This window comes from Rothia nasimurium, from assembly GCF_928391935.1.
Lineage (GTDB): Bacteria > Actinomycetota > Actinomycetes > Actinomycetales > Micrococcaceae > Rothia > Rothia nasimurium_D.
Genome location: NZ_CAKMTD010000018.1, coordinates 1 through 3,343, shown reverse-complemented (window position 1 = coordinate 3,343; position 3,343 = coordinate 1). Strand labels below are relative to the sequence as shown.

The following is a 3,343-nucleotide window of genomic DNA, read 5'->3' as shown; positions in this document are numbered from 1 at the left end:
CTGCGCCCTCTCTTCCTGCCCTGGCTCCCCACGTTGCCCCCGGTGCGCTGAGGTACGAAGCAGGGGGCAACGCTAAGGGCGCTCAACGCCCGCCAGCTCTTCCCGGTGCGCTGAGGTACGAAGCAGGGAAGAGCCAGCCCCCGGCAGGGCACAGAGGCTTAGGAGGGAGGAACGACCGGATAAGCCTACTGTGTTAGGCTTACACGTAAGCCCCTGGTCTGCCACCCCCTGCCCGTGCTCCGTAGGACAGCACAGGCACGGGCAGGGGGTGGCAGATTTCCCCCTCACCCCACGCCCTTTAGGTGGCCGTGGTAGGTGAGTGTGAGGGGGAAAAAGGTGGCTAGCTCACCGGGCGCGTGCTCCGAAGGAAAGCACAGGCACGCGCCCGGTGAGCGGTATGTGTAAGACTTCCACAGGAGGGGGGGCGCAATGGCCTACACCGTTACAGTCCGTCAGGCCGGGGTCAAGCGTGCCGAAGTGGGTGCCCTGCTAACTCACGAGTACCGCAAGACCCTGGAACATGACGGAACCACAACCCAGCACGATAACGAAAATATTGACCCCACTCGGTCACACCTAAACCGAGATTATATTTTTCGTAATGGTGAATTAGAGCCGCTTATTAAAGTGAGCGATATTCACGAAGAATTAGACCGGCGATTAGAAAACGCTGGGGGAACTCGCACCCTCAAAGACGGCACCGTGAAGAAAATCGGTCTCCGCAGTGACGCTAAGGTGCTGCGAAACTTCATCGTGCAGCTCGATCCCGAACACACGGGAACTGTGGAGCAGTGGGAGCAGAAGCCCGAAGCTGAGAGACAAAAAGACCTCTCGCTTATGGTCGATACCCTGATTAAAGACCACATCGGGGGGTTGTACGGTAAAGAAAACTTGCTCTCCATGACCCTGCACATGGACGAGAAAAGCCCGCACATTCACCTCATGGTCACGCCGATTGACTCTGAGGGGCGCGTGCGTAACGAGAGCTTTATAAAAAATAAGTCTGACATGCGGAAATTCTGGGACGGGGCACGTACTAAACTGCGTGCCGCTGGGTATGAGGCCGAAATGGTCACGCGAGATGTGGACGCGAAACACGAAACCCTGCGCCAGTTCAAGACCCGCACCGGGAAAGCCAAGGCCGAAGCCCTAGAGGTGGAAGAGAAAGCCCGTAAACAGCGGGAAGAGCTGGAAAAAGAAGCACGGGAAGCTGAGAGCCGTTTGCGGGCTGACCTGGAAGAACAGGCACGACAGGCACAGTTGAACCTTGCCAACGACCTCAAAACAGCGCGGGAAGAGCTGGAACAGGTCAAGGCTGAGAGGGATAAGGCCAAAAAGAGCGCCGATGTTTGGATTAGCACCGAGGAAAATATACAAGAAAATATCGGCACCCTTGAAGATGAGAGAGATGAGCTACAGGACGAAAACGAAGCCCTGGCTAGGGAAAACAGCAGGCTCAAAAGGGAAAATGAGCAGTGGTCAGCCCGAAACAGCAACTTCCTTGAAAGCTGGGTCAAGGCTCAGGGCATACTCGGTCGCCCCTCAGAAGAGAACCGGAAAATGCTGGCAGAAGCCCTAGAAGCCCACCAGCGAGCACAAGAGCTACACGATAAGGCCGAAGCCAAGATAAACGAAGCCGCTGACGTGGAGAAACGCATCGCTGAATATGTGGTGAAAGAGGGCGAAAAGCGTATCTCGAAAAAGGTTGATGAAGTGCTAGTGAAAGAGCGGCAGGAGCTGGCACAAGAGCGCCTGGCTGTAAGAAGTAAAGCGCGTGAACTCTCTAATAAAGAAAACAACCTTGTGACTAGGGAAAACGCTATCTCTGAGAAAGAGAAGAAACTGACTCTCGAAGCTAGCCGCGTTAATTCGCGCGTGAAGTACCTAGAGGGCTTGAAGTCGTTCGCGTCCGTTTCCCTTGATAACCGTGATTCTGTGGTCGCGCTGGCTGGCTTCCTAGCCCACACTGAACACCGGGCTGACGTGGATAGACGTAACAAGTCTCTTGCACACATCGAGAATCATAAGCTGGTGGAACCCTACGAAACCCGCCTGGGCGCTAGCCAGATACAAAGCTACCTGGGGGAAGCTACCGAGCTATACAAGCGTGGCAGGGCGGAAAACACTTATACCGAGATTCAAGCCCGGTATCACGCCCCAGGCCAGGCCCAAGGTTACGGCTACGGCCGGTAGTCCTTTTTCTCCCTTGCCCCTGGTAGCTGGAAGCAGATAGCCCCGGTTCTGATCCACGGAGCGCACCCCAAGCGAGGTACGAGCGACGGGCTGCGCGCAGTGGGTCAGGTTCGGGGCTAAACTGCGTCAGCCAGGGCGCAAGGGAAAAAGGGCTACAGCTCCACCCCACGCCGTACCCTGGCGGCGCTCCGCCACGAAAAAAACGGCGCGCGCTGGAATTTGGGGTTAGGTAAGGGGGGTAAAGGGAGAGTAAAGACCCAGCCACAGGGCAAGTTCTCCTAGCTCACCTGGTAGGGGTTGGGTTCCCTTACTCTCTCACAGGGTTAGTAATCCGGTTCTTTAGGGTTGGTCAGGAGTCGGCGCTTGCAAGGTCAGCAGGTGCGCCCTCCTCCGCTTACTTCCCTGCCTTACCTTGGGTTGGTGAGAGAGAAAGAGCGCGGCACCCCGCGCGCCCTTGGAGGGCGCGGGGGCCGCTCTTGGTCTCGAAAGGGAGGGGTGGAGCGCCGCCAGGGGCCTAATACCCTGATTAAGCTTCCGAAATGTCCCCCTAGTTCCATGCCCGCTTAACCGTCTTGATATTGACCCCTAGCTGTTCGGCTATCTTCGCCTGTGTAAGACCTGCTTCTTTGAGAGCCTGAATCTGCGCCCTACGGCCAACAGCCTGGGCACTCCTAACCACAGTGCCAGCCGCTATAAAGGCTTTCTGCTGTGCCTGCTGCTTCTCGCTATTCACAGAACCGCCTTTACGCCCGATTTCAGATAGAAACTCGCGAACCTGCGGGGGCAGCGGTTCCCCCTCGGCGCGTTTGTGCTCCTGGGGCTTGTACTTGGTAGCCATAAACTTAGCCACACTCCTCACGATTCCGGCAACCTCGGCCTCTGGTAGGGGCGGGTCGCACTGAGCCGCTAGCTCATAGGCTAGGGTCTCATAGTCGCCCCCTCGGTAGGCTACATGGCGAATAGCGTCGAAAATGCCTTGATTACGGCCACCCTCGGCCATATCTCCGGCCACAACAGGACGTTTGGCGGCCTTGGTGGTCTGTCCGGTCTCCTGGCTCTCACGGGTGCTGAGAAAGCCCCTCACGGCCTTGTTCAGGTCTTTGAGGGAGTAGGGCGGGCAGTCTGCCATGTAATGAATATCTGCGCCCTC

At 57.1% G+C, this 3,343-nt stretch carries 2 protein-coding genes; one reads left to right on the top strand and one right to left on the bottom strand.

The genetic code is table 11. The features are described from left to right. Positions 1 to 429 precede the first annotated feature (429 nt). Positions 430 to 2,193 carry a plasmid recombination protein gene (locus L7A15_RS10555; RefSeq protein WP_237212506.1) on the top strand — a complete coding sequence of 588 codons (1,764 nt, stop codon included), beginning with the start codon at positions 430 to 432 and terminating at the stop codon, positions 2,191 to 2,193. A gap of 547 nt (positions 2,194 to 2,740) precedes the next feature. On the opposite strand, the gene L7A15_RS10550 is transcribed toward L7A15_RS10555, so the two are convergent. After that, the coding region (locus L7A15_RS10550; protein WP_237209087.1) for a primase alpha helix C-terminal domain-containing protein at positions 2,741 to 3,343 on the bottom strand (603 nt) is incomplete at its 5' end.

Excerpts from the sequence above, each read along its gene's own strand:
- L7A15_RS10555 (WP_237212506.1), top strand. The coding sequence starts at position 430 with ATGGCCTACACCGTTACAGTCCGTCAGGCCGGGGTCAAGCGTGCCGAA.